Origin of the sequence: Janthinobacterium sp. NKUCC08_JDC (genome assembly GCF_019345575.1) — a bacterium.
In the GTDB taxonomy this organism is placed as follows: domain Bacteria; phylum Pseudomonadota; class Gammaproteobacteria; order Burkholderiales; family Burkholderiaceae_D; genus Janthinobacterium; species Janthinobacterium aestuarii.
Map to the genome: position 1 here is coordinate 76,351 of NZ_JAHKQW010000013.1, position 25,158 is coordinate 101,508.

The window sequence follows — 25,158 nt, forward strand, 5'->3', positions numbered from 1 at the left end:
CATGCGCGGCGCCACCGTCTACGCACAGGGCCAGCCCATCGACCTGGCCATCGCCATGCAGGCAGCCGAATGGCTGGCCACCCTGATGAGCGGCGAAACGACGCCGGCGGAAAAAACGGCCTGGCAGCAGTGGCGCCAGGCGCACCCCGACCATGAACGGGCGTGGAAACACATCGAAAGCGTCAGCGGCGGCTTGCGCGAACTCGATGCGCAGGCCAGCCGCACGGCGTTGACACAGCGCTCCCGCCCTGCCTCGACCATCTCGCGCCGCCGCAGCCTGCAGTTGCTGGCGTGGGTATCGGCCATCGGCCTCACGGGCTGGTTCGGCGCGCGCTCCGAATATGCGCCCGACATGGCCCGCGCCGCGCTGGCCGACCTGTCGACCGGCGTGGGCGAACGCCGCGAACTGACCCTGCCCGACGGCAGCCGTTTGCACCTGAACAGCGGCAGCGCCGTCAACATCCGCTACACGGGCACGCAGCGCCTGCTGCAACTGGTGCAGGGCGAAGTGTTCATCGCCACGGCCCGCGAAACGGGCATGCCCTACCGCCCCTTCCTCGTCGAAACGGCGCAAGGCCACGCGCAGGCGCTGGGCACGCGCTACTCGGTGCGCCAGGCGAACGGCAGCACCCTGGTCGCCGTCGAGGAAGGCGCCGTGCGGCTGATGCCGCGCCATGGCAACGCCAGCCCCGTGCTCCGCGCGGGCCAGGGCGGCGGCATGACGGCGCAGACTACCTTGCCCGCGCACGCCGTCTCGCCCGACATCTGGGCCTGGCGCCAGGGCTTGTTGCTGGCCGACGCCATGCCGCTGCGCGACTTCCTGCATGAACTGAGCCGTTACCGCCACGGCTTGCTGGGCTGCGACGACGCCGTCGCCGGCCTGCGCATCTCCGGCGTCTTCCCGCTGGCCGACCTGGATGCCGTGCTGCTGTCGCTGCCCGACTCCCTGCCCGTGGACGTGCGCCTGCGCACGCGCTACTGGGTGCAGGTCGAGGCGCGCCAGCCGCGCTGAAAATATATCTTGACGCCGGCGCAAAAAAAAGTACCCGCTTCCGATTCTCGCGTGACCTGTGTAGGCAACGTTCTTTTTTGACGACTACACCACAAGGTAACCATGTCTCCTGCCATTCATTCCAAGCCGCGTATCAAACCCATGGCGTATGCCATCGAGCTCGTCTTCATCGGTTCGGCCCTGCTGCTGAACGTCCAGACGCCAGCCCTGGCGCAGGAAAGCGCGGCCGCCGCTGCGGCCAGCCTCGACTTCCAAGTGCCGGCCGGCGACCTGGCCACGGCGCTGCGCCAGGTCGCCAGCCAGTCGCGTGTCATCCTCAGCTTCACGCCGGAGCAGACGCGCGGCAAGACCTCGGCCGGCTTGAGCGGCCGCCACGACGTGCTGGCCGCCCTGAACGGCGTGCTACGCGGCACGGGCCTGAAGGCCGAGCGCAGCGCCAACGGCAGCTATGTGCTGCGCCCGGCCGATGCGGCGGCGGGTGGCGAAGCGATGGCGATGATGCCGGAAGTATCGGTCAAGGCGCAGCAGGATGCGACGGAAGGCTCGGGCGCGTATGTCTCCACCCTGCCGATCGCCACGGCCACGCCGCTGGGTCTGTCGGTCAGGGAAACGCCGCAGTCGGTCAGCGTCATCACGCAGCAGCGCATGCAGGACCAGGGTTTGAACACGATCGCGCAAGTGATGGCACAGACGCCGGGCATCACGCTGTTCTCGCTGGGCAGCGAACGCACGGGCTTTACTTCACGCGGCTATTCGATCACCAATTACCAGCTCGATGGCGTCAGCACGCATTCGGAAAACCTGGGCCTCAATGCGATACCGTCGCAAAGCCTGGCCGACATGGCGCTGTACGACCGCATCGAAGTGCTGCGCGGCGCCTCGGGCCTGATGACGGGCGCGGGCGACGCCTCGGGCGCCATCAACATGGTGCGCAAGAAGCCGACGGCGCAGTTCCAGGCCTCCGTCGAGGGCGAGCTGGCTTCCTACGATGAGCGGCGCGCCATGGCCGACGTCTCGGGTCCGCTGAACGAGACTGGCACCGTGCGCGGCCGCCTGGTGACGGTGTACGAAGAAGGCGACAGCATCATCGACGGCTACAGCCGCAACAAGAAAGTGGTCTACGGCGTGGTCGAAGCGGATCTGTCACGCGACACGAAGCTGACGGCCGGCGTCACGCACCAGCGCAAGCGCTCGAACGGATCCTTGTCCTACCTGGGCTTCCCCCTGTTCTACAGCAATGGCGCCATGACGGACCTGCCGCGCTCTTTCAGCCCGGCCGCCAAGTCGAACCGCTTCGACACCAATTCGACCGACCTCTTCGTCACTCTGGAACACGCGCTGACGAACGACTGGAAGCTGAAAATCTCGGCCAACCGCGTGCAATCGTCGCAGGAAGAACGCGCCGTCTACCTGAGCGTGAGTGGCGGCTTTCCCGACCAGGCCACGGGCGATGGCCTGAGCTTGAACGCCGACTACCGCGACTACCAGCTTCAGGTCAACAGCGTGGACGTCAATGTGCGCGGGCCGTTCAGCGCGTTCGGCCGCCAGCACGAGCTGGTGCTGGGCATGGACTACAGCGAATTTCAAAGCACGACCGATGGCCGTTTCGACAGAGGCGTCGAAAACACGCCCGTCAACCTGTACCGCTGGAATCGCACGGCAACGCCCGTGTTTGGCGGTACCACCGTCATCTACGACAGCACGCGCCGCCAGGCCAGCGCCTACGCGGCCAGCCGCTTCAACCTCTCCGAACGCCTGAAACTGATCGCTGGCGCCAAGGTGCTGCGCTACAGCGAGAACTACATCTCGGACGCGCCGTCCGTGAATTTTTACAGCGCGTCCCCCGCCTCGGAGAGCCGTGTCTTCACGCCGTATGGCGGCCTCGTATTCGATATCGACGGCACGCACAGCGCCTACGCCAGCTACTCCACCATCTACCAGCCGCAAGCATCGCAAGACCGCTACGGCAAGCTGCTGGCGCCGCGCGAAGGCAAGACCTTTGAAGCGGGCATCAAGAGCGGCTGGCTCGATGGCCGCCTGAACACCTCTGCCGCGCTGTACCAGATCCGCCAGAGCAATCTGTCCGAATCGGACCCCGGCTACACCGTGCCTGGCACGAACAATCCTGCCAACCGCGCCATCAAGGGCGCCAAGACCCAGGGCGTGGACGTGGAAGCGACGGGCGCCATCACGCCGGACTGGAATATTTCGGCATCGTGGTCGTACAGCCAGACGGAAAACAATGCCGGCAAGGCCATCCTGACCACCTTCCCGCGCCACCTGGTGAAACTGTGGACGACCTACCGCCTGCCCGGCGACCTCAATCGCCTGACCATCGGCGGCGGCGTGAACTGGCAAAGCCGCGTGTATTCGGACATCGACGCGTGGCAGATCAACAGCACCATGCACTGGGAACAGAAGGCGTACTCGGTGGCCAGCCTGATGGCGCGCTACGACGTCAACGACAAGCTGTCTGCCACCGTCAACGTGGCCAATCTGTTCGACAAAAAATACACGGCTTCCGTGTCGGACTGGTGGTACTCGGGCATGTATGGTCCGGCGCGCAAGGTGGCGCTGAGCGTGCGTTACCAGTTCTAGCATTTCACACCGGCGCAGGGCCGGTGATACAATTTTCCCGCTTCACGGGCGTTGCCGGCCATTGCCGCCAACGCCCGTGCCCATAGAGACACCCAAGGAGAATGTGTGAAGGACCTCGCCCCCGCCCTGCCAGCCGATCCGGCCGACCAACCCGCCAATCCCTCGCGCCGGCGCATTTTCCAGGCTGCTTCCGCAGTCGGCCTGGCCGCCAGCCTGCCGGCGCTGGCCGACGCCGCGCCCGCCAAAAAGACCATCGCCAAGGGTTCGCTCGACGCGAAACTCAAGGCGCACGTCAAGAACGTGGTCGTGATCTACCTGGAAAACCGCAGCTTCAACAACCTGTTCGCCAATTTCCCCGGCACCAGCGCGCCCCTGTCCGCCGTCACGGCGGAACAGGCGCAGCAGCTGGACCGCGACGGCAAGCCGCTGGCCACGCTGCCGAAGATCTGGGGCGGCCTCGTGCCGAACCAGCAAAATATCGGCGGCACCGATTACCTGATCAAGGAAGACCAGATTTCCGGCCTGCCCAACGCGCCCTACAAATTGAGCGACGCGGCCGGCAAGCCCCTGCCCGAGAGCATCATCACGCGCGACCTCGTGCACCGCTTCTATAACAACCAGATGCAGATCAACGGCGGCAAGAACGACGGCTTTGCCGCGTGGGCCGACAGCGGCGGCCTGGTGATGGGCCACTACGGCGAAACGTCGAAAAACCTGAACCTGTGGCAAATCGCCGAGCAGTACACGCTGTGCGACAACTTCTTCATGGCAGCCTTCGGCGGCTCCTACATGAACCACCAGTTCCTGGTGACCGGCCGCGCCAATGAATACTTCAACGCGGCCGAAACGGCGGCGAAGAAAAAGATCGCCGTGCTGTCCGACGGCCCGCAAGGCGTGCGCCTGGCGATCTCGCCCGACTGCCCCGCCTCCGCGCTGGACGGCAAGCCGAAATACGTCAATGACGGCGCCCTCACGCCGGACGGCTATGCCGTCAACACCATGGCCCCGCCATATCAACCGAGCTACATCCGCCCCGCCTTCGACGGCGACCCGCTGCATGCCGACCCGGCCGACGCGAACACCCTGCCGCCGCAAACCTATGACACCATCGGTGACCTGCTGTCGCGCAAGGGCGTCAGCTGGGCGTGGTATGGCGGCGGCTGGCAAGCGGCGCTCGACCAAAAAGGCGGCGGCAGCAAGCCGAACTTCCAGTTCCACCACCAGCCGCTGAACTACTTCAAGCAGTTCGCGCCAGGCACGGCCGCGCGCGCCGAGCACCTGCGCGACGGCGGCACGGGCGACAGCCCGATCTCGAACAAATTCCTCGCCGCCGCCGTGGCGGGCAAGCTGCCGGCCGTGACCTTCTATAAGCCGCAGGGCAATCTGAACCTGCACGCCGGCTATTCCGATATCGAATCGGGCGACCAGCACGTGGCCAACGTCATCCAGCATTTGAAGGAATCGCCGCAGTGGAAGGACATGATCGTCGTGATCACGTTTGACGAAAACGGCGGCTGGTGGGACCACGTGGCGCCGCCGAAAGGCGACCGCTGGGGTCCGGGCACGCGCATTCCCGCCATCGTCGTCTCGCCGTACGCGAAGAAAGGCGCCGTCGACCACAGTTTTTATGACACGACGTCGATCCTGCGCCTGATCACGCGCCTGCACGACCTGCCGCTGCTCGAAGGCCTGAAAGTGCGCAACGACGCCTTTGCGTCGCGCGGCGCGCTGCCGCCGGGCGACCTGACGGGCGCTCTGAGCTTCCGCTAAGCCACCCACAATGCGGCACGCCTGTGATACACTGCGTGCCGCACTTAAATCCGCAGGACAGGTATTCCTGACGGTTGTTCCAACAATGAGCCCGACTCCAGTAGCCGGGCTTTTGTTTTGTGGATGAAGTTAAAGCGTATAGACATAGGCGAGCAGCACCTTGCCCGCCCCCTGGCTTTCGCAAGCCAGGGAAAGAGGTTAGCAAATGAGAGATAAAAAAGACAACGCCACCATCGACTTGCCCGGTTTCGGCCCGCCGCCAGCGCACGAGGCGCCTGAGCCGGCGCCGGAACCGCAACGCCGCACGCGCGCGCGCAAGATGGCTTTGAAGCAGGTGCAGCTCGAATTGCTGGAGCCGACCGACGCCACGGGCTTGCCCGTATGGACGCGCGACGCCGGCCTCGATCTGACCGGCTTGCCCATCTGGGCGCCCGACAACTAGTACCCCAACGCCGGCGGCCGTTTGCCGCCAGCTTCCACAACCATCCGCACAAGGGCGTATAACGCCTGTAGACTGTGCCCATCCACCCGCTTTTTACCGGCTCCGCCCTTATGAACACCACATCCGCCACCACTTCTTTTTCCAGCCTGCCGCTGACGCCCGCCTTCCTGGCCAACCTGGATTCGCTCGGCTACCACGAGATGACGACCATCCAGGCGCAAAGCCTGCCGGCCGTACTCGATGGCCGCGACCTGATCGCCCAGGCGAAAACGGGCAGCGGCAAGACGGCCGCCTTCGGCATCGGCATCCTGCACAAGCTCAATCCGGCCTGGTTTGCCGTGCAGGGCCTCGTGCTGTGCCCCACCCGCGAACTGGCCGACCAGGTGGCCAATGAACTGCGCCGCCTGGCCCGCGCGGCTGGCAACATCAAGATCCTGACCCTGACGGGCGGCGCGCCGATGCGCCCGCAAATCGCTTCGCTGGAACACGGCGCGCACATCGTCGTCGGCACGCCGGGCCGTTTGCGCGACCACCTGGGCCGCGGCACCATCAACCTGAATCACGTGCAAACCTTGGTGCTCGATGAAGCGGACCGCATGACGGACATGGGCTTTTACGAAGAAATCGCCGGCATCGTCAGCGCCTGCCCCGTACGCCGCCAGACCCTGCTGTTCTCGGCCACGTACCCGGAAGACATCCGCCGCGCCACGGCGTCGTTCCTCGTCAATCCGCTGGAAGTGACGGTCGAGGCGCAGCACGACAACGACAAGATCGAGCAGCGCTTCTATGAAATCGGCTTTGACGAGCGCAATGGCGCCGTCGGCAAACTGCTCAAACACTTCAAGCCGGAATCCACGCTGGCCTTCTGCAACACCAAGGTGCATTGCCGCGAACTGGCCGACGAACTGCGCCAGCAAGGCTTTTCCGCGCTGGCCCTGTACGGCGAGCTGGAACAGCGCGAGCGCGATGAAATCCTCGTGCTGTTCGCCAACCGCAGCTGCTCCGTGCTGGTGGCCACCGACGTGGCCGCGCGCGGCCTCGATATTTCCGACTTGGGCGCCGTGATCAACGTCGACGTGTCGAAGGACACGGAAGTGCACATCCACCGCATCGGCCGCACGGGCCGCGGCAGCAAGAAGGGCCTGGCCCTGTCGCTGTGCGCGCCGAACGAGAAAAAATGGGTCAAGCTGATCGAGCAATACCAGAACAGCGCTGCCGAATGGCACGACCTGAAGGAACTGGCGGAAGATGACGGCATGGAGGCACTGCCGGCGCCCATGGTCACCCTGTGCATCATGGGCGGCAAGAAGGACAAGCTGCGCCCGGGCGACTTGCTGGGCGCGCTGACGGGCGACGCGGGCCTCACCAAGGAGCAGGTGGGCAAGATCAACGTGTTCGAGTTCATGACCTACGTGGCGCTGGACCGCAAGGTGGCCGAAGCGGCCTTCAAGCGCCTCAACGCCGGTAACTCCCTGGGCCGCGACTTCGGCAATATCAAGGGCCGCAGCTTCAAGATGCGCTTTATCGAGGCGTAAGCTGCTGCAATGCACGCAGGGCCGCCATGGTCCTGCGTCCCGGGTAGCTATCCCACGCGGGATGGCGCCGGCGGTAGTAGCAGCTCCAGTAACTGATCGTGCGCCGCTCCAGCGTGTCCACATAGGCGGGGTTCTCCCGCAGGTAGCGCGCCAGCGCCTGCGTATTCCAGGCCGGCAGTGCCGCGCCAATTATCTCGACAATCTCCAGCACGTATTCACCGCACAGGTGCACGACGAACGGCACCGTCCACGCACGCTCCTGCAGCAACAGCTGCCTTGCACACGCTTCGCGCACATGGCCGTCGTGGTGGCGCGCGCCCAGGCACAGGGCGATCACGCCCGCGTCGCCGGGCAGCCGCGTACAAGCCAGCAGCCGCTCGCTATCGTAATACGTGCGCGTCGGGATCAGCAAAGTCTCGCCATCCTGGCGCACGGCAAATGGCGGGTGTGCGTGGTTACTGCCCAGCGCAGGCAACAGCTGCGCCACAGTGCCTGCCAGTGCGGCCGGAAAAGCGTCCGCTTCAGCCATCGCGAGCTTCCTTGCAGACCTTGCGCACGCCCAGCGCAGGCTGGTCCACCTTTTCAAAGATCACATTCGAATACCATTCAGCAGGATCGCCTTCGGTGGGCTTGCCCAGCGAGATATAAAAGCCGCCATGCGTGAACAGAGCCGTGGTTTCCTTGCTCGGCCTGGCCCCCTGCAGGAAGGCGGGCCAGGCCGCCCTGTCGACAGGTGTAAAACGCGCCGACAGCAGCGCCAGCAAGCGCGCATGGGTGGCCGGCGCATACGGGAACAGATACAGGTATTCGACCAGTTCACCGCCATCGGCCAGGCGCGTGACGGCGGATGTCGCCGCCTCCACTTCACTGCCAAAACTGCACAGCACCCCGCCGCTGTAGGCAAAATCGATGACGGTCGCCGGCGCGCACGCCTGCCGTTCGCGGTCGATGCCGACGGGCGGCAGCGCGCGCACTTGCGCCAGCAGCGTCTCGCTGGAAGTGGCCAGCGCGGGAAAGCCCGGGCATTCGCTGGCCGCCCGGGCGGCAGAAAAAGCAAGGCAACAACTCAATAGCAGCAAACGGCGCTTCACGGCATCTCCAGTGTCATCAGGCGGCCATTATGCCGGACATCTTCACAAAGGCCGCGCCTGTTGCCCCTGCGGCGTATCGTCGATGTCATAGCCGGCCGCGCGCGCCAGTGCGCGCAAGCGGTCCGCCTCGGCCCACTGGCGCTGCGCGCGGGCGATGGCCCGTTCCGCCATCCACGCCTGCACGGGCTGCGGCACATCTACCTGCGCCGGCTGCCAGGCCAGCAGATCGAGCCCCAGGGCCGCATCGAAGCGGGCCATGGTGGCCTTTTTCACCGCGTCCGGCAGGCTGCTTTTCAGCAGTTCCCAGGCCACGGCCAGGGCGCGTGGATAGTTCAGGTCATCGTTGACCTGCGCCGCAAAGCGCGCCAGCCATGCAGGATCAGGGGCGGCCTCACTATCCACCTGGCCAAGGCCATGCACGCTGACGCGCAGGCGCGCCAAACCGCTGGCGGCGGCACGCAGCGCTTCATCCGTGAAATTGAGGCTGCTGCGGTAGTGGGCGCCCAGGCACAGGTAGCGGTAGGCCAGCGGATCGATGCCCTGCTCCACCAGGCTTTGCAGGCGTAAAAAGCCGCCCGACGATTTCGACATCTTCGCATCCTGTGTTTTCAGGAAAGCGCCGTGCAGCCAGAAGTTGGCCAGGCGCGTGCCGTGGCGCGCTTCCGTTTGCGCGATCTCGTTACTGTGGTGGACGGCCACGTGGTCTTCGCCGCCGCAATGGATGTCGAAGTACGCGCCCAGGTGCTTTTCCGCCATGGCCGAGCATTCGATATGCCAGCCCGGGAAACCCAGGCCCCACGGGCTGTCCCACTCCATCTGCCGCTGTCCCGGCACGCCGCTGAACTTCCACAGCGCGAAATCGCAGATGTCGCGTTTCTCTCCCAGGTCCACGCGCTTGCCCGCCTGCAGGCCGTCGCGGTTCAGGCGCGCCAGTTTGCCATAGCTGTCCTGGCGCGTCGTGTCGAAATAGATCCCGTCGTCCGTGCGGTAGGTATAGCCTTTCGCTTCCAGGTCGAGGATGAAGGCGATCTGCTCCGCGATGTGGTCCGTGGCGCGGCACCAGACGGTGGGCGGCAGGATATTGAGCTGCTGCAGATCGCCCTCGAACGCGCGGGTAAATTCAGCGGCGATATCCCAGGCCGACTTGCCGCTGCGGGCGCTGCGCGCCTCGATCTTGTCGTCGCCGCTGTCCGCATCCGACGTCAGATGACCGACGTCCGTGATGTTCATCACGTGGCGCACCTGCAAGCCATTGAATTCGAGCGCGCGGCGCAAGCCGTCGACGAACAGATAGGTGCGCAGGTTGCCGATGTGCGCGTAATCGTAGACAGTGGGGCCGCAGGCATACAGGCCTGCCTCGCCCGGGGCGATGGTTTTGAAGGGCCGCAGGCTGCGGCTATACGTGTCGTACAAATGAAGTGTCATGCGGGACTTTCATAAGCGTTGCGGAAAAAGAAAATGGCCACAGGTTTTTCAACGCTGTGGCCATCGGAATGAGGAGTAAAAAGTTTAACGGCGCCGGGCCGCATCCTCGCGAAGCCAGGTACACGGACACAGCGCAGCGGCGGCGCGGTATGCAAGGACTGGAGGGAGGATGGAAGAGATCATGGAGGCAATATCGCATGCGCGCGGGCGGGCCGTCAAGCCCTCCCGCGGCGCTGGCTTATTTTTTCGCCTGTTCGATATGCGGCAGCAGCACCGTCAATATGCCCAGCAGCGGCAGGTAGGAGCAGATTTTGTACACATAGGCGATGCCCGCCACGTCGGCCAGGTGGCCCATCGCGGCGGCGGCGATGCCCGACACGCCAAACATCAGGCCAAAGAAAATCCCCGCGATCATGCCCACCTTGCCCGGCACCAGTTCCTGCGCGAAGACGACGATGGCGGAAAACGCGGATGAAATCACGAAGCCGATGATCACCGTCAGCACGGCCGTCCAGAACAGGTCGACGTAGGGCAGCAGCAGGGTAAATGGCGCGGCGCCCAGGATGGAAATCCAGATCACGCGCTTGCGGCCGATACGGTCGCCGATGGGGCCGCCCATGAAGGTGCCGGCCGCCACGGCGGCGAGGAACAGGAACAAATACAGCTGGGCATCGCCAAGCGACAGGTGGAATTTGTCGATCAGGTAGAACGTGTAGTAGCTCGACAGGCTGGCCATGTAGATGTACTTGGAAAACACCAGCAGGGCCAGCACGCCCAGCGCCCCCATCACCTTGTTGCGCGACAAATTAGGGCCGTGGCCGCCCGCCTTCGGCTTGAAGCTGGCCAGGTGGCCGCTATACCAGTGGCTGACCTTGTACAGCACGCCGATGGCCAGCACTGCCAGCAGGCTGAACCAGGCGATATTGCCGTGGCCACGGTTGACGATGACGGCGGCCGCCAGCAGCGGTCCCAGCGCGGAACCGACATTGCCGCCCACCTGGAACAGCGACTGGGCAAAGCCGTAGCGCCCGCCCGAGGCCATGCGCGCCACGCGCGACGCTTCCGGGTGGAAGGTCGAGGAACCGACGCCGATCAGGCCCGAGGCGATCAGCAAGGTGGGAAAGGTCGAGACGACGGACAGCATCAGCACGCCGGCCAGGGTAAAGCACATGCCGACGGGCAGCAGGAATGGCAGCGGACGGCGGTCCGTGTACAAGCCGATCCAGGGTTGCAGCAAGGAAGCCGTGCACTGGAACGTCAGGGTTATGAGGCCGACCTGGGTAAAACTGAGTGAAAACTCGGCTTTCAGCATCGGATAAATCGACGGCAATAATGCCTGGATCAAGTCATTGAGCAAATGCACGAAGGCGACGGCGCCCAGGATGTGCATGGCCAGACCGGATTGTTGTTGGGAACTATGAAGCGAAGGAGCCGCCGGCACGGACTTGGCCAATGCTGGAGCAGTTGTGGTTGTGTGCATGTGTCATCCGCAATAATCGGGCTCGGCGGGCGGCCCGGCAAAGAAGCCAGTATAGTATGGTCACTGAACTGATAACTTCCAATAATCGTCGCCCAAGTGACAACTAGGTGACAATTAAGAGCGCATCCAACGACCAGCATGTACACCCAACCCCTCGTCCAGACCCACCCCGATGGCGTGCCGTTCAGCCGCAGCACCAGCTCGCACGATTACCAGCACGTGCCGCGCCCCGTGACGGCCATGTCCCGGCAATATGCGGCGGGCGACTACACGGCGCCGCACAGCCATGTGCGGGCGCAACTGCTGTATGCGACGGAAGGCGTGATGCGCGTGTCCACCGAGCACGGCGTATGGATGTTGCCGCCGCGGCGCGCCCTGCTGATCCCCGTGGGCATCGTGCATGAAGTCCACATCTTGAGCGAACTGAGCATGCGTACCGTGTACATCGACGCACAGGTGGCGGCCCGATATGGTGCCGATTGCAAGGTGCTGGAAGTGAGCCGGCTGCTGCGCGAACTGATCCTGGCCTTGCTGGCCGAACCGGTCGAATATGCGCTAGAGGGGCGCGGCGACTGGCTGGCGCACCTGATCCTGTCGGAACTGGCGGCGGCCGATACCGTGCCCCTCGCTATCCCCTGGCCGCGCGACCGCCGCCTGGTGGCCGTCTGCTCGGCCATCATGGACGCGCCCGGCAGCCGGCGCAGCATCGAGGACTGGGCGCAGGATGCGGGCGCCAGCGCGCGCACCCTGATCCGTTTATTCCCCAAGGAAACGGGTCTGCACTACCGCCAATGGCTGCAGCAAGTCCACCTGGCCGAGGCCTTCTGCCGCCTGGACCGGGGCGAAGGCGTGGCCGCCATCGCCTATGCGCTGGGCTACGCCAGCCCCAGCGCCTTCAGCGCCATGTTCCGCCGCATCCTGGGTCGCACGCCGCAGCACTACCTGAGCGAGTGGCGCGCGGCCGAGTAAACGAAAAAAGCAGCCCGTGGGCTGCTTTCGGCAAGGCGTTTGCCGGCAGTGTCGGCTTACGCCCTGCGGGCTAAGCCGACCTACGGCTCTTTTTCGCCAGCAATCAGGCGGTAGGCCAGCCACGTAGGTCGGCTTAGCGTGGCAAGGCCGCGCGTAAGCCGACAAGCTGCGTTGCCGGCATTGTCGGCTTACGCCCTGCGGGCCAAGCCGGCCTACTCTTTTTCGCCAGCAATCAGGCGGTAGGCCAGCGCACCCAGCAAGGCGCCGATGATCGGTGCCAGCCAGAACAGCCACAGCTGGCTCGTCGCCCAGTCGCCCACGTACAGAGCCACGCCCGTGCTGCGGGCCGGATTGACGGAGGTATTCGTGACAGGGATGCTGATCAGGTGGATCAGGGTCAGCGCCAGGCCGATCGGCAGCGGGGCGAAACCGGCCGGTGCGCGCTTGTCGGTGGCGCCCAGGATGACGATCAGGAAGAACATCGTCAGCACGATTTCAATGACCAGCGCCGACAGCATCGAATAGCCGCCCGGCGAGTGGGCGCCGAAACCGTTCGAGGCAAAGCCCTTGCTCACATCGAAACCGGCCTGGCCGCTGGCGATCACGTACAGCACGCCGCCGGCCACGATGGCGCCCAGCACTTGCGCGATGATGTATGGCAACAGTTGGCTGGCGGGAAAGCGGCCGCCGGCCCACAGGCCGATCGAGACGGCAGGATTCAGGTGGCAGCCCGAGATGTGGCCGATGGCGTAAGCCATGGTCAGCACCGTCAGGCCAAACGCCAGCGCCACGCCGACAAAGCCGATGCCAAGACCAGGGAAGGCCGCGGCCAGAACGGCGCTGCCGCAACCGCCCAGTACCAGCCAAAACGTGCCGAGAAATTCGGCGCCATATTGTTTCATGATGTATTCCTTTACATTGTCGAAAAAACGTACCCAGGGGACGACCAGTCAGACCGCTCATTCAGCTCGCCCTCACCGTATGGCGATGGCAAGGCAAAACACCAGCAAAGTACGGCTGCGCAATCGCAGCAGAGCGCGCATAATGACATATTGTCATTATCAAGGCAATATTAATATGATACGACAATATCAATAGTTTTTATGGAATCAACTATTCTTTTGATAATTTTACTGGTGCCGGGCGGCGCATGTACTTTTGCGGCGCCTCCAGCGGCGTAAAACCAAAGCCAGCATACAGGCCGTGCGCATCGTCGGTGCCCAGCATCCAGGCGACATCGCACAAGCGATCATCGCCGAGTACGGCGGCCACCATCTGCTTGCCATATCCGCGCCCCTGGTATTGCGGCAACACAAACACGTCGCGCAGGTACGCAAAATCCGTGTAGTCGGTGACGACCCTGGCGAACGCCACTTGCTGTCCATCCACATAGCCGCCGAAACACAGCGCATTGGCGATCCCCTTGCGCACCGTGTCGATTGCCACGCCGCGCTTCCAGTACGACTGCTCGCTCAGGTAGCGGTGAATCATGGGCACGTCCAGTTCGTCGCGCTCGCTGGAAATGTGCAGTGACGCGTGCATCAGTTCTTGTACAGCAGTTCGGCTTCTGCGATGCTGGGCTCGCCGAAGTAGACGGTGCGCACGCCGCCCTTGCCATCGCTACCCATGTACACGCCCGTCATGCTGCGCGCGGCCGGGTCGTACAAAATCGAATAGCGGTGGCCGCAATTGTGCGGTTCGCAGACGCTGCTCAGCAGGCGCGCCTTGCCGTCGATCTCGATCGGCTTGAGCGGGCTGGCCACGCCATCGGGCACCCAGCGCTGCCGCTTCAGGCCCGCCTTTTTCAAGCCGACATTAAAAGCCTTGCGAAAGGCGTAATCCGCCTTGTAGACATCCGGGAAATACGGACAGGTAGCGCCGCCGTCGCAACTTTGCGCCTGCTCGATCAGCGACAGCCTCGGCGTACGGGCCTGCGCCGGCATGGCGGCCAGCGCCACGGCAGCGCCCAGGAACAGGGGCAAGAGCAAACGTGCGGACATGCAATTTCCTAACAATATCGAATAATGCCGAAAGCATAGCAGAATGGCATGCTTGTGCGCGCGCCTCAGGGAGAACAGCGGATGCCGACCACCCCGTTGACCTTGCCTTCGGGCCAGCCCGTCTCGCGCCAGCGGTACACGCCGGGCGCGACGATGATCAATTGCCATTCCACCAGCTTGCCAGCGGCATTGAGGCGGGTTTCATTGTCATAGCGTAACGTCAGGCTATGCTCCGTTTCCGCAACGACCGTCGCGGCAAAGCGGTTGGTTTCGCCCAGCTTGCTTTTCCACGTGCGGTCGTTGAAGATCGCCAGCCGCTGATGGTCGTCAGACAGCTGCATGCGCGTGAAGTGGCGCGCTTCTTCGCACACACTATTTGTATTCACGCTGTCGGACCAGCTGCCGGACAGTTGCTCGGCATCGAAAGGAGTCGGGGTGGCGGCCACGGCCGCACTCAGCAGCAAGGTTGCAAGCATAGTTTATCGAAAGAAAACGAAAGGAATCATCATGGTCGGCGCAGCGCCAGGGTGATGCTCGATGGCAATGCGGGCGTACGCCGGTGCAAAGTCGCCTGCTCGTAGGCATACGCCATCGCAATGAGCGGCTTCTCGCCGTGGGCAGGACCGATGAAGGACAAGCCGACCGGCAAGCCCCCGAGCACGCCGGCAGGCACCGTGATGTGCGGCAAGTCGGACTGCGGCTGCGCTACGCCGTGGCAGGTCGGCCCCACCAGCGCATCGAGGCCATGCGAGCGCAGCAGCGTTTCGATGCCGCCCGGCCCGGGCGCGGGAGGCAATTCGATCAGTTCCGCGCCCTGCTCGCGCAACACGTTCAGCGCCTGCTCGATCAGGGCATCGGTGCCGGCGCACAGGCCGAACAGGCTGCGCGCCACGCCGATGCGGCGCCCGCGCAAGCCGGCGGCATCGAACACCACGCCATCGGCCAGGCGCTCGCCGCTCAAGGCGGCAAGCAGCCAAGCCGCCTCGCGCACGCTGGGCGCCATCGGTCCGGCAGTGGCCGGCTCGCCGCCCTGCCCGCCTGCGGCCCTGCCTGTGGGCTTGATGGCAACCAGGCCGCAGTTTGAAGCAGGCGCGACGATGGAGCCGTCCACCGCGCTGTCGACGGCCAGGATGGTGAGCCCGGCCCAGCTGGCACTGGCGTGCGGCACGCTGACGGCGGCCCACTGGCGCAAATTGCTTTTGCCGATGATGACGGCGCCGGCCGCGCGCAAGCGCGCCGCCACGAAGGAATCGCAGCTGGCATGCGTGGCCAGGGGCGCCTGCGTGCGCGTCTTCATGCGGTCGCCCGTGGCGATGTTGTCGCGCAAGACGACGGGGATGCCGTGCAAGGGGCCGCGCACCTTGTGCACTTGCCGCTCGCGGTCCATTTCCAGGGCGATTTTCAAGGCGTCGGGATTGATTTCAATGCCGGGATAGGCGCGCGCGCCGATGCTGCACAGGGAGCGGATGCGGGCCAGGTACTGCGACGTCAGCGCATGGGAACTGAGTTTGCCTGCCTGCATCATCTGCTGTTGCGGCAAGACGCCGGCGTCGAGCAGATGGGCCATGGGACTGGCCGGCGCCGTGGCACGGGCCAGTACGGGGCGCGGCACGCTCCGGGACGCGCCACTGCGTAACATCTGACTGCGCTGCATCGTATCTCCAGGAAACCTCAATGTTTCTAACGCAATAATGTGCTAGCCATAGCATAGCAGTCCTTGCAAGCTAATAGTTGTGATAAGGAATTATTTTCCAAGCAAAAAAAACGCCGCCCGAAGGCAGCGTTTCTTGATGGTCCAGTACTGGAGCAAATCAGTTGCGTACGACACGCTTGTATTCGTTGGTGCGGGTGTCGATTTCGATGACGTCGTCCTGTGCCACGAACAGCGGCACTTGCACGGTGTGGCGGTGCGCGTCGATGGCGTTTTCGATCTTGGCTTCTTTCAGGACGTTGCCCGAGGTGTTGCCCTTGACCGCTGGCTCCGAGTACACCACTTGACGGGCGATGGTCGTAGGCAGTTCAACGGAGATAGCTTTGCCGTCGTAGAAAATGGCTTCGCATTCCATGCCATCTTTCAGGTAGTTCAGCGCTTCGCCCAGGTTTTCTTCTTCGATTTCGTACTGGTTGTACTCGGTGTCCATGAACACGAACAGCGGGTCGGCGAAGTACGAATACGTCACTGGTTTTTTATCCAGCACAACAACGTCGAACTTGTCGTCGCCGCGGAACACGTTTTCCATCGGGGTGTTCGTCAGAAGATTTTTCATCTTCCATTTGTAGGTGAAGCCCGTGCGGCTCGAACCGTTGACATCAGAACGCAACACGATCATTGGCTTGCTGTCGACCATGATGATATTGCCAACACGAATTTCTTTTGCGGGTTTCATAGGAATGTACGTAAAAAGTGGGTTGCATGAAGACCATCTGCCGCCTGTGCGCCATCAGCGCCGCAAGCTTGCGTTTGATCGGTTAAAAATACGTTAGAAATAACCGGGCATTTTACCTTAATTTTGGGCAAGCGCCTATCTCGTCGCGCCAGCGAACGCCAGCAGGTTACTTGCCAGATCGCCATTAGCCTGCATCTGCCGCCGCCAGGCCTGCGCGCGCGCCCGGATGCGCGGCAGATCGGCCTGCAATGCGGGCCACAGCTGCGCCCACGGCAAGGCGTCCGCGCTGGCGCCATTCCAGGCCAGCGCCGCCTGCACCAGGCTGTCGATGGGGCCGTCCGCATCCGCCGTATAGCGCTGCAGGAAGGCGCGCAATTTCACGTGATGCAAGTTTTCATCCTGCAGATAGATATGCCAGAGAAACGGCTGGCCGGCCCATTGCGCGCGCACGAACGAGTCCTCGCCGCGCACCAGGTTCACGTCGCAGGCCCACAACAGGCGGTCGTAATCGTCCTGCGGCACGAAAGGCAGCACGCGCACGGTAAGCGCGCCGCGCGTGCGCGCCACACCGAGCACCGCCGCATCGTCGCCGATAAACGCTTGAACGGCATCGAACGCGACGCCTTCCGGCACCAGGCACGTGATGGGCTCGCTGCCCGCCTGCCAGGCAGCAAACAGCTCGGCGACGGGCGCCGATGGATAGCAGAACAGTGATATCTTCAAGGCGCGCATGTCCGCCGCCGTCACGCCGAATTGCCCGAGGAATGCCGCCATGGCGGCGGCATCGGACTGGAACGCCAGCCGCCGCTCGTCGAGCGCCGCTTCGCGCAGCAAGCCGCCCGTTTTATCCGTGAAGCCCGGGAAGAAGAAATGCTTGATCATGCCGTGGCGCGGCGACGTCAGCGCATGGCAGCCCTCGACCCACTCTTCCGCCGTCAAGCCTTCCAGGTTCAGCCACACGGGCTGAGGCGCGCACTGCGCCATGGCGGCGATATAGCCGGGCGGAATGTCGCAGGCAAAGAACTCGATGACGATATCGGCGATATCGGCGGGCGCAAACACGCCATCCTGGCCGCGCCAGTGGCGTATCGTGACGCCGGACACCTGCTGCGCCTCAACTGCCACGTCGATCGCGGGGCAAATGCGCTGAAAGCTGACAAGATCGTCGACCCACAGGGTGACGGCCACGCCGTGCTCGCCGCCCAACTGCCGCGCGAGGCGCCAGCAAATGCCGATATCGCCGTAGTTGTCGACGACTTTGCAGAAGATGGCCAGGGATGGCACGCGATCGGTAGCTAATGGCATATTCAAAGGAGAAAAGAAAAACGTGACATGGCAGCCCATAACAAAAAAGCCGCACTGTTACCAGGCGGCTTTGTTGTTGGCTGATTCAGCCGGTCTGGCGTCCCCAAGGGGATTCGAACCCCTGTACTCACCGTGAAAGGGTGATGTCCTAGGCCTCTAGACGATGGGGACAGAAAATCTGTCCTGAATGCGCTGCTTTGCATCCCGACCTGTTACTTGTCTTACTGCTTGCGAATCTGGCGTCCCCAAGGGGATTCGAACCCCTGTACTCACCGTGAAAGGGTGATGTCCTAGGCCTCTAGACGATGGGGACAGAAATCTGTCCTGAATGCGCTACTTTGCATCCTGACCCGGTACTGCAGCAATATTGCAGAAACAAAAAAAGCCTGACTTGTCAGGCCCGTTCAGCACTGCACTCTTACTTTACAACGAAATCCTGGCGTCCCCAAGGGGATTCGAACCCCTGTACTCACCGTGAAAGGGTGATGTCCTAGGCCTCTAGACGATGGGGACCTGTGCTGGCTTTACTCTCAGCGGACTCTTCGTTGAAGGCTTTGCTTAGCCCCTCAAAAAAGCGTGCGCGAAGTATAGCATGGGGTGATTCACGAAATCAACTGCCGGGGGTTTTATTTTCCATCTTATTTGCAGGGATCCCGCTATGGGGCAGAAGATGCTCGTGCGATATATATGGATGTTGATTTGGGTCGACGGTGTTGTCGGATTACGCTGCGCTAATCCGACCTACGCCATATTCCCCCGAGGGTATGGCGGAAATACTTCGCCAAAATAAAAAAAGCCGCTCTAGGCGACTTTGATTTATTCACTACCTGTTTCTGCGCTGTTGGTGGAGGTAAGCGGGATCGAACCGCTGACCTCTTGCATGCCATGCAAGCGCTCTCCCAGCTGAGCTATACCCCCCGGGCGCAGAAACACTGCTACTTCTTTACTACAACACCAGACTGAACTGGCGTCCCCAAGGGGATTCGAACCCCTGTACTCACCGTGAAAGGGTGATGTCCTAGGCCTCTAGACGATGGGGACCTCGGCACTACATTTACTTCTTTACGTCTGCGCTGTTGGTGGAGGTAAGCGGGATCGAACCGCTGACCTCTTGCATGCCATGCAAGCGCTCTCCCAGCTGAGCTATACCCCCCCGGGCGCAGAAATAATAAAAGCCGCACTTGGCGACTTTGTTCCACTACTTGCTTTCCATCCAGGTTCCGTTTTTGCGGGCCTGAACTTACAACAATCAGTACAAACAACTGCCACTACTATACCACAACAACCTGGCGTCCCCAAGGGGATTCGAACCCCTGTACTCACCGTGAAAGGGTGATGTCCTAGGCCTCTAGACGATGGGGACCGCGGAACTTCCAAACAACATCTGCACCACTTCAACGACTAACAAAACCTGACTGCGATTTTGCTGCTGGTGGAGGTAAGCGGGATCGAACCGCTGACCTCTTGCATGCCATGCAAGCGCTCTCCCAGCTGAGCTATACCCCCGTTGGTGCAGAAACAAGAGTATAGCAAAGAAGTTTCACTCTGCAAATACCCTTTTTCGTCTATGAGCAACTTTTCATAGGGGCGGTTTCCGCACCGTATTTTTACGCGTATTTAAGAGCGGCGATTACAGCCACTTTGCCAGACGCGCCAGCACGGTGTCGCGGCCGAAGATCACCACGACCTGGTCGATGGCCGGGGTCTGCAACTGGCCCGTCAAAATCAAGCGCAAAGGCATGGCCAGCAGCGGCATCTTGATGGTATTGGCAGCCAGCACTTCCTTGATCATGGCGGCGACGGCTTCCTTGCTCCACTCCACCGTGGCGATGCGCTCGGCGAATTGCACCAGCACGGGCTTGATGGCATCCGTGATGTGCTGCGCCACCAGTTCCGCTTCCGGCTGCGGCTCGCGGAAGAACAGCATCGAAGCGGCAGCCAGTTCATTGACCGTGTTGGCCCGCTCTTTCATCATGCCCAGCACTTGCGCCAGGTCCGGCGCGCCTTCGAAGACGGCGCCGGCGGCGACCATTTGCGGACGGGCCAGGTCAGCCAGGCGGCTGTTGTCGGCCTGCTTGATATAGTGGTTGTTCAGCCAGGCCAGTTTTTCATTGTTGAACTGGGCCGCCGATTTCGACAGGTGGTTCAGGTTGAACCACTCGCAGAACTGCTCGGTCGAGAACACTTCATCGTCGCCATGGCTCCAGCCCAGGCGCGCCAGGTAGTTCAGCATCGCTTCCGGCAGGAAGCCTTGCGCCGGGTAATCCATCACGCTGACGGCGCCGTGGCGCTTCGACAGCTTTTCGCCATCCGCACCAAGGATCATCGGCAGGTGGCCGTACAGCGGCAGCGGTGCGCCGATGGCGCGCAGGATATTGATCTGGCGCGGGGTGTTGTTGACATGGTCGTCGCCGCGGATCACGTGGGTGATCTGCATGTCCCAGTCATCGACGGCCACGCAGAAGTTGTACGTCGGCGTGCCGTCCGGACGGGCGATCACCAGGTCGTCCAACTCGCGGTTCGAGATCGTGATCGTGCCCTTGACCACGTCGTCCCAGCTCACGTCGCCATCGAGCGGATTCTTGAAGCGCACGACGGGCTTGCGGTCGGCAGGAACGGCCGGCAGGGTCTTGCCCGGCTCCGGGCGCCAGGTGCCGTCGTAGCGCGGCTTTTCGCCAGCGGCGCGCATGCGTTCGCGCATCGCTTCGACTTCTTCCGGCGACGAGTAGCAGTGGTATGCAGTGCCTTCGGCCAGCATCTGCGCCACCACTTCACGGTAGCGGTCCATGCGCTGCATCTGGTAGAACGGGCCTTCGTCGTGGTCCAGGCCCAGCCACTTCATGCCTTCGATGATGGCTTGCACGGCTTCCGGCGTGGAACGCTCCACGTCCGTGTCTTCGATGCGCAGCACGAAGGTGCCGCCGAAGTGGCGGGCGTACGCCCAGCTGTATAAAGCGGTGCGGGCGCCGCCCAGGTGCAGATAGCCGGTCGGGCTGGGAGCGAAACGGGTACGGACGGGAGTAGCGGTTGTGGTCATCGAAGTAATCAGGCTTGAATAAGTAAAACGCCATTTTACTCTGTTGACCGCCGCCGCTCCACAAGCGCCGTCACAGCTGCAGCAAGCGCCTTTTTACTTCGTCCGCCTGCGCATGCAGCGCCTGCTCGAACAGGGCGACCAGTTGCGACAAGGGCCGGTGCAAAGGCTTGACCAGATTCACGGTGAACGGCAAGGACACGGCAAAGCGGCGAATCTGCAAGCCCTGCCCCGCATAATCGAGGGCCGTGAGCGGATTGACGATGGCCAGCCCCACGCCTTCGCGCACCATGGCGCAGACGGAAGCGGCGCTGTGCGTGTCGAGCGCCAGGCGCCGCTCCACGCCGGCCTGCGCGAAGATGGCGTCGATCTGCTGGCGATACGGGTCGACGGCGGCCAGGCTGATGAAAGGCTGGCCCGCGAAGTCCGCCGGCGCCAAGGTCATCTTGCCGGCGAGCGCATGGCCATCGGGCAGCACGCACACTTCATCGACGGACATCAGGGTGGCGAGCGCGGTGCCCGGCGGCGCATTGTCCACTTCCGTCAGGCCGATATCATGGCGCTGCGCCGACAGCCACTCTTCCAGCAGCGGCGACTCCTGCGGCGTGATGCTGATGCTCACCTTGGGAAAGTCGGCGACAAAACGCTTGCACGCCTGCGGCAGCAAGGACTGGGAAAACACGGGCAGGCAGGCGATCGACAACTGTCCCTGGTCGAACTGGCGCAAGGCCGCCGCCGTGCTGACGATGCGTTCGAGGCCAAAGTACGCGCGCTGCACTTCCTCGAACAGCTGCAGCGCCTGAGCCGTCGGACGCAGCCGCCCCCGCTCGCGCTCGAACAGGGTCAAGCCCGTCAAATGCTCGAGGCGCGCCAGCTCGCGGCTGACGGTGGGCTGCGACGTGTGCAGCATGGCGGCGGCGGCCGTCACGCTGCCCGTCGTCATGATGGCGCGAAAGACTTCGATATGGCGCAGGGAGATAGTCATGTCCATATCATAAATGAATAAGGTCAGCTTAAATGGATATTTTATGTTTAGCCAAAAAACCCGCATCATGGCCAGCATCGTAGGTCGGATTGGCGGGCAAAGCCCGCGTAATCCGACACCACCCCACAACATGACAAAGACAGCCACCATGAAACCAGTGCCAGACGCCACCCTCGCCCAACTCGCCCAGGAACACGGCACGCCATTGTGGGTGTATGACGCGGCCACCATCCGCGCGCGCATCGCCCAACTGGCGCAGTTCGACACCGTGCGCTTCGCGCAAAAGGCCAATTCGAACATCCATCTTCTCACCCTGATGCGTGAAGCGGGCGTGCACGTGGATGCCGTCTCGCTGGGCGAAATCGAACGCGCGCTGCAGGCAGGCTTTACGCCGGCGCAAACGCATGGCGCCGCCGGCGTGGTGTTCACCTGCGACCTGTTCGACCGCGCCACCCTGGCGCGCGTGGCGGCGGCAAAAATCGAAGTCAATTGCGGCTCCGTCGACATGCTGCGCCAGTTGGGCCCCGTGTCGCCCGGCCACCGCGTCTGGCTGCGCATCAATCCCGGTTATGGCCATGGCCACAGCAACAAGACCAACACGGGCGGCGAAAACAGCAAGCACGGTATCTGGCATGAAGAGCTGCCGGAGGCGCTGGCCGTCATCCGCGCGCATGGCCTGCACCTGGTGGGCCTGCACATGCACATCGGCTCGGGCGTCGACTACAGCCACCTGGAAACCGTCTGCGGCACCATGGTCGACCTGGTCAAGAACATGGGCCATGACATCGAAGCCATTTCCACGGGCGGCGGCCTGTCCGTGCCTTACCGCGAAGGCGAGCAACCCGTCGATACGGACCACTACTTCCAGCTGTGGGATGCGGCGCGCAAGCAGATCGAGGCGCACCTGGGCCATCCCGTGCACCTGGAAATCGAACCAGGCCGCTTCCTCGTGGCCGACGCGGGCTTGCTGGTGGCCGAAGTGCGCGCCACCAAGCAAATGGGCGGCAACCACTTCACCCTGCTCGACACGGGCTTCAATGAACTGATGCGCCCCGCCATGTACGGCAGCTACCATGAAATGTCGGTGATCGCGCATGACGGCCGCGCGCTGGACGCCAGCCCCGCATGCGCCACCGTCGTCGGCGGCCCCCTGTGCGAATCGGGCGACGTGTTTACCCAGCGCGATGGCGGCGTCGTGGAAACCCGCTTGCTACCGGCTGCGCAGGTGGGCGACTACGTCGTCTTCGAAGGCGCGGGCGCGTATGGCGCGTCCATGTCGTCGAACTACAACAGCCGCCCCCATGCGGCCGAATACCTGGTCGATGGGGAGCAATCCCGCTTGATTCGCCGCCGCCAAACGGTGGCCGAACTGATCGCGCTGGAACAACTGTAAAACCGCGCCCGCGTGCGGGCATGCGCATCTGCTAACATCGGGGCAACTCGATGAAAGCCCGCCATGCCCGTTCCTGCACTACCCTCACGCAGCGCCAGCCCGCGGCTGCTGCCTCTGCTGCCCCTGCTGCTGTCCGCCGCCCTCGCCGGCTGCGCTTCACTGCCCTCGCTGGAAGGCCGCGTCCCTTCCCAAGTCATCACCGATACGGCGCACACCCAGCTGGCCACGGCCATTGCGCCCATGGTGGCGCAGCATCCGGGCGTGTCCGGCATCTATCCGCTGGTCGACGGGCGCGACGCCTTTGCCGCGCGCGCCCTGCTGGCCGCCGCGGCCCAGCGCAGCCTGGACGTGCAGTACTACATCTGGCACAAGGACGTCACGGGCACCCTGCTGTTCGACGCCCTGCGCCAGGCGGCCGAACGGGGCGTGCGCGTGCGCCTGCTGCTCGACGATAACAACACGGCGGGCCTGGACCAGACCCTGACCATGCTGGGCAAGCAAACGAATATCGAAATCCGCCTGTTCAATCCCTTCCTGCCCCGCGCTCCACGCGCGCTGGCCTTTGCCACGGATTTTTCCCGCCTCAACCGGCGCATGCACAACAAATCGTTCACGGCCGATAACCAGGCCACCATCGTCGGCGGGCGCAATGTGGGCGATGAATATTTTGGCGCGGCCGGCGACGTGCTGTTTGCCGACCTGGACGTACTGGCCATCGGCCCCGTCGTCGATGACGTCTCGCACGATTTTGACCGCTACTGGAATAGCGCCTCGGCCTACCCGGCCAGGCTGCTGCTGACGAGCCCAGTCGAAGGCGACGCGGCCACCATCGCCGCCGAGGCGGACCGCATCGACGACACCAAGGCGGCCGAGGAATACGTGCAGGCGCTGCGCACCTCGCCCTTCGTCAAGCAGATGATGGAACGCACCCTGCCCTTCGAATGGGCCAGGACGCGCATGGTCAGCGACGACCCGGCCAAGGTGCTGGACAAGGCCAGGCCAGGCACGGGCGTGGCGGAAAACCTGCAAAACCTGCTGGGCGTGCCAAAAAAGGAAGTGGATCTGGTATCGCCGTATTTCGTGCCCGGAAAATCGGGCACGCAAGCCTTTGCCGACCTGGCGAAAAAGGGCGTGGACGTGCGCATCCTGACGAATGCGCTGGAAGCGACCGACGTGGCGGCCGTGCATGCCGGTTATGCGAAGTGGAGGAAACCGCTGCTGGAAGCGGGCGTGCTGCTGTATGAATCGCGCCGCTCGTGGGAAGCGGGCGATGCGCGCGAACAGACGGGCCGCTTCGGCAGTTCCGCATCGAGCCTGCATGCGAAGACCTTTGCCGTCGACGACCAGCGCATCTTTGTCGGCTCGTTCAACTTCGACCCGCGCTCGATCGAGTTGAACACGGAAATGGGCCTCGTCATCGACAGCCCCGCGCTGGCCAGCCAGCTGGGGCTAGCCATGCGCACCACGATCCCGCAGCGCGCCTACCAGGTGCTGCTGGGCGACGACGGCGCACTATACTGGGTCGCCCGCGACGCCAGCGGCGCCACCACGCGCTACGACACGGAACCGGGCACCAGCGTGTGGAAGCGCATGGGGGTAGCGATCCTGTCGGTGCTGCCGATCGATTGGTTGTTGTAAGCGGTTTTGCCAGCGATGTCGTCGGATTACGCGGGGCTTTGCCCCGCTAATCCGACCTACGCTCTTCGCAAGGCCAACGCCGGTCGTGTTGGTG

General features: G+C 63.4%; 21 protein-coding genes and 8 tRNA genes. 8 read left to right on the forward strand and 21 right to left on the reverse strand.

What is annotated here, in order from left to right; translation table 11 throughout:
• Position 1: 1 nt before the first annotated feature.
• The 5 genes from KO538_RS23570 (at position 2) to dbpA (ending at position 7,357) form a co-directional block, all read left to right on the forward strand.
• Positions 2-1,012, forward strand: coding sequence for a FecR domain-containing protein (locus tag KO538_RS23570; RefSeq protein WP_219329817.1), 1,011 nt, complete (start codon positions 2-4; stop codon positions 1,010-1,012).
• Positions 1,013-1,114: 102 nt separating this feature from the next.
• Positions 1,115-3,610, forward strand: coding sequence for a TonB-dependent receptor (locus KO538_RS23575; protein WP_219329818.1), 2,496 nt, complete (start codon positions 1,115-1,117; stop codon positions 3,608-3,610).
• A gap of 105 nt (positions 3,611-3,715) precedes the next feature.
• Positions 3,716-5,380, forward strand: a complete 1,665-nt coding sequence (locus KO538_RS23580) for an acid phosphatase (protein WP_219329819.1) — start codon at positions 3,716-3,718, stop codon at positions 5,378-5,380.
• A 205-nt stretch (positions 5,381-5,585) separates the two neighbouring features.
• On the forward strand, positions 5,586-5,822 hold the full coding sequence (locus tag KO538_RS23585) for a hypothetical protein (RefSeq protein ID WP_219329820.1): 237 nt from the start codon (positions 5,586-5,588) through the stop codon (positions 5,820-5,822).
• 110 nt (positions 5,823-5,932) lie between these two features.
• Positions 5,933-7,357, forward strand: coding sequence for an ATP-dependent RNA helicase DbpA (gene dbpA, locus KO538_RS23590; protein ID WP_219329821.1), 1,425 nt, complete (start codon positions 5,933-5,935; stop codon positions 7,355-7,357).
• Here dbpA and KO538_RS23595 read toward each other — a convergent pair.
• The 4 genes from KO538_RS23595 to KO538_RS23610 form a co-directional block, all read right to left on the reverse strand.
• The gene (locus KO538_RS23595; RefSeq protein WP_051991948.1) at positions 7,344-7,886 is read right to left on the reverse strand and encodes a hypothetical protein; all 543 of its coding nucleotides are present in this window, start codon (positions 7,884-7,886) and stop codon (positions 7,344-7,346) included. The two genes, dbpA and KO538_RS23595, sit on opposite strands and share 14 nt — an antisense overlap.
• Positions 7,879-8,448 carry a hypothetical protein gene (locus tag KO538_RS23600; RefSeq protein WP_219329822.1) on the reverse strand — a complete coding sequence of 190 codons (570 nt, stop codon included), beginning with the start codon at positions 8,446-8,448 and terminating at the stop codon, positions 7,879-7,881. Before KO538_RS23600 ends, KO538_RS23595 begins: the two co-directional genes overlap by 8 nt.
• Positions 8,449-8,490: 42 nt before the next feature.
• The gene (cysS, locus tag KO538_RS23605; RefSeq protein ID WP_219329823.1) at positions 8,491-9,873 is read right to left on the reverse strand and encodes a cysteine--tRNA ligase; all 1,383 of its coding nucleotides are present in this window, start codon (positions 9,871-9,873) and stop codon (positions 8,491-8,493) included.
• A 238-nt stretch (positions 9,874-10,111) separates the two neighbouring features.
• Entirely contained in the window at positions 10,112-11,353 is a 1,242-nt protein-coding gene (locus KO538_RS23610) for an MFS transporter (RefSeq protein WP_072454775.1), read from the reverse strand.
• A gap of 138 nt (positions 11,354-11,491) precedes the next feature.
• Here KO538_RS23610 and KO538_RS23615 point away from each other — a divergent pair, with 138 nt between their 5' ends.
• Positions 11,492-12,322: a helix-turn-helix domain-containing protein gene (locus KO538_RS23615; RefSeq protein ID WP_070301578.1), complete on the forward strand. Its 831-nt coding sequence runs from the start codon at positions 11,492-11,494 to the stop codon at positions 12,320-12,322.
• Positions 12,323-12,534: 212 nt separating this feature from the next.
• Here KO538_RS23615 and aqpZ read toward each other — a convergent pair whose 3' ends face one another.
• The 17 genes from aqpZ to KO538_RS23700 form a co-directional block, all read right to left on the reverse strand.
• Positions 12,535-13,224 (reverse strand): aquaporin Z, encoded by a 690-nt coding sequence (gene aqpZ, locus KO538_RS23620; protein ID WP_034758233.1) that lies wholly within the window; start codon positions 13,222-13,224, stop codon positions 12,535-12,537.
• A gap of 211 nt (positions 13,225-13,435) precedes the next feature.
• Positions 13,436-13,864, reverse strand: coding sequence for a GNAT family N-acetyltransferase (locus KO538_RS23625; RefSeq protein ID WP_219329824.1), 429 nt, complete (start codon positions 13,862-13,864; stop codon positions 13,436-13,438).
• Positions 13,864-14,322 carry an Ivy family c-type lysozyme inhibitor gene (locus KO538_RS23630; protein WP_219329825.1) on the reverse strand — a complete coding sequence of 153 codons (459 nt, stop codon included), beginning with the start codon at positions 14,320-14,322 and terminating at the stop codon, positions 13,864-13,866. Before KO538_RS23630 ends, KO538_RS23625 begins: the two co-directional genes overlap by 1 nt.
• Before the next feature lie 65 nt (positions 14,323-14,387).
• The gene (locus KO538_RS23635; protein ID WP_219329826.1) at positions 14,388-14,798 is read right to left on the reverse strand and encodes a hypothetical protein; all 411 of its coding nucleotides are present in this window, start codon (positions 14,796-14,798) and stop codon (positions 14,388-14,390) included.
• A 29-nt stretch (positions 14,799-14,827) separates the two neighbouring features.
• The gene (locus tag KO538_RS23640; RefSeq protein WP_219329827.1) at positions 14,828-15,934 is read right to left on the reverse strand and encodes an amidase family protein; all 1,107 of its coding nucleotides are present in this window, start codon (positions 15,932-15,934) and stop codon (positions 14,828-14,830) included.
• Between the two features lie 199 nt (positions 15,935-16,133).
• The gene (locus tag KO538_RS23645) at positions 16,134-16,709 is read right to left on the reverse strand and encodes an elongation factor P (protein WP_034758247.1); all 576 of its coding nucleotides are present in this window, start codon (positions 16,707-16,709) and stop codon (positions 16,134-16,136) included.
• Positions 16,710-16,844: 135 nt separating this feature from the next.
• Positions 16,845-18,014 carry an elongation factor P maturation arginine rhamnosyltransferase EarP gene (gene earP / locus KO538_RS23650; protein WP_219329828.1) on the reverse strand — a complete coding sequence of 390 codons (1,170 nt, stop codon included), beginning with the start codon at positions 18,012-18,014 and terminating at the stop codon, positions 16,845-16,847.
• A 95-nt stretch (positions 18,015-18,109) separates the two neighbouring features.
• Positions 18,110-18,185, reverse strand: a tRNA-Glu gene (locus KO538_RS23655).
• 66 nt (positions 18,186-18,251) lie between these two features.
• Positions 18,252-18,327 (reverse strand) — tRNA-Glu (locus tag KO538_RS23660).
• 124 nt (positions 18,328-18,451) lie between these two features.
• Positions 18,452-18,527: transfer RNA gene (locus tag KO538_RS23665), tRNA-Glu, on the reverse strand.
• Positions 18,528-18,856: 329 nt separating this feature from the next.
• A tRNA-Ala gene (locus tag KO538_RS23670) sits at positions 18,857-18,932 on the reverse strand.
• Positions 18,933-18,979: 47 nt separating this feature from the next.
• A tRNA-Glu gene (locus tag KO538_RS23675) sits at positions 18,980-19,055 on the reverse strand.
• 36 nt (positions 19,056-19,091) lie between these two features.
• A tRNA-Ala gene (locus KO538_RS23680) sits at positions 19,092-19,167 on the reverse strand.
• 134 nt (positions 19,168-19,301) lie between these two features.
• Positions 19,302-19,377 (reverse strand) — tRNA-Glu (locus tag KO538_RS23685).
• Positions 19,378-19,444: 67 nt separating this feature from the next.
• Positions 19,445-19,520, reverse strand: a tRNA-Ala gene (locus KO538_RS23690).
• 124 nt (positions 19,521-19,644) lie between these two features.
• Complete coding sequence (gltX, locus tag KO538_RS23695) at positions 19,645-21,051, reverse strand: glutamate--tRNA ligase (RefSeq protein ID WP_219329829.1); 1,407 nt, start codon at positions 21,049-21,051, stop codon at positions 19,645-19,647.
• Positions 21,052-21,121: 70 nt separating this feature from the next.
• Complete coding sequence (locus KO538_RS23700; RefSeq protein ID WP_219329830.1) at positions 21,122-22,033, reverse strand: LysR family transcriptional regulator; 912 nt, start codon at positions 22,031-22,033, stop codon at positions 21,122-21,124.
• 148 nt (positions 22,034-22,181) lie between these two features.
• On the opposite strand from KO538_RS23700, the gene lysA reads away from it, so the two are divergent.
• Positions 22,182-23,426 carry a diaminopimelate decarboxylase gene (lysA, locus tag KO538_RS23705; RefSeq protein ID WP_034758299.1) on the forward strand — a complete coding sequence of 415 codons (1,245 nt, stop codon included), beginning with the start codon at positions 22,182-22,184 and terminating at the stop codon, positions 23,424-23,426.
• Between the two features lie 63 nt (positions 23,427-23,489).
• Complete coding sequence (locus KO538_RS23710) at positions 23,490-25,064, forward strand: phospholipase D family protein (RefSeq protein ID WP_219329831.1); 1,575 nt, start codon at positions 23,490-23,492, stop codon at positions 25,062-25,064.
• Positions 25,065-25,158 lie beyond the last annotated feature (94 nt).